Source organism: Streptomyces sp. NPDC058964 (assembly GCF_042741275.1).
Lineage (GTDB): Bacteria > Actinomycetota > Actinomycetes > Streptomycetales > Streptomycetaceae > Streptomyces.
Genome location: NZ_JBHYKH010000981.1, coordinates 1 through 1337 on the forward strand (window position 1 = coordinate 1; position 1337 = coordinate 1337).

Genomic DNA, 1337 nt, shown 5'->3' on the forward strand with positions numbered 1-1337 from the left:
TATAAAAACCTTTTCGTGGCGGCGCCCCGTAAATTTCTTATAACCCCCCCCGGCCCCTATTTCCCCCGCCCCGCCCCGGGCCCCCCCCCCCCGCACGCAGGGCGGGGAGCAGTAGGTTGGGTCCATGTACGCCACCCGAGTCTCCCGGCGTGTGCAGGCGCCCCCGACGGCGGTCTACCAGGCCCTCGTGGACCCGGAGGCGGTCGGCGCCTGGCGGGTGCCCGACGGCATGACCGCTCACGTCCACGCCTTCGACGCCCGTGAAGGCGGAGTGTTCCGGGTGTCCCTCGTCCGTGACGAGCCGGGCAGCCCCGGGAAGTCCGGTGAACGCACGGACACCTACCGGGGCCGTTTCGTCCGGCTGGTGCCGGGTGAACTGGTGGTCGAGGCAATCGAGTTCGAGTCCGACGACCTCGCCCTGCGGGGCACGATGACGATGACCACGTCGCTCACGCCGGCGGACGGCGCCACGGACGTGGTCGTCCTGCACGAAGGGATCCCCGACGTGATCAGGCGCGAGGACAACGAGCTGGGCACCCGTATGGCCCTGGACAAGCTCGCCCGCCTGGTCGAGGCGGCCGGACCGTCGGTGCACTGACCGAAACGGCCGGTCGAAGATGTCGGAAATAGGGGCAATCCTTAACGTATTTCGGTATTCGGGTGATTTTCCCGAACATGCCGGAACCGTCACCGGGTGAACGCGGTCTTGAGGTACGCCGACGGCCGGGAGCGACCCGGCCGCAACGAACGGGGATCAAGCGAACATGTCCATGCGCACCCGCGGCCGCAAGGCCCTGCTCACCGCCGCCACCATCACCGCGGCCCTGTCCCTCGCCGCCGTGACCCCGTCCCTGGCCGGGACCGGCGCGACCCACACCGACCGGGCCACGGCCGCCCACGGCGACCCGCGCGACGTCACTCAGCGCGTCGCCGACTTCTACGGGGCCTACATCGACTCGGTCTGGGACAGCGAGAGCCCGGCGGCAGCCGCCAACGCCAAGGCGCTGCGCTCCTTCTACCTGTCCCCGGAGGCCCGGCGGAAGGCCGCCGCATACGAGGCGAAGGAGCACGCCGACGGCATCCTGTTCGCGCAGAACGTGCCCGTGGAATGGAAGGTCGCCTACACGGGGTCGGGCGCGGGCCACGCCACCAGCCGGGTCACGCTCACCTGGGGCGACGGCCGCCACGCACAGGTCACGGAGATCGACGTCCAGTCCGACCTGAAGACCCGGAGGATCACCGACCTGAGGCAGGCCGGCTGACCGCCGGCCGTCCGGAGCCCGCACCGCACGCCGGACGTCCGGCCCGGGGGGGCGCCGGGGCCGGCCCGGTGCGCG

The 1337-nt window shown here is 71.3% G+C and carries 2 protein-coding genes; both read left to right on the forward strand.

All coding sequences use genetic code 11. The features are described 5' to 3' along the window. The first annotated feature begins 124 nt into the window (after nt 1–124). Entirely contained in the window at nt 125–598 is a 474-nt protein-coding gene (locus tag ACFW2E_RS47000; protein WP_384478332.1) for an SRPBCC domain-containing protein, read from the forward strand. A 166-nt stretch (nt 599–764) separates the two neighbouring features. Next, entirely contained in the window at nt 765–1262 is a 498-nt protein-coding gene (locus ACFW2E_RS47005) for a hypothetical protein (RefSeq protein ID WP_384478335.1), read from the forward strand. Nucleotides 1263–1337: the final 75 nt, after the last annotated feature.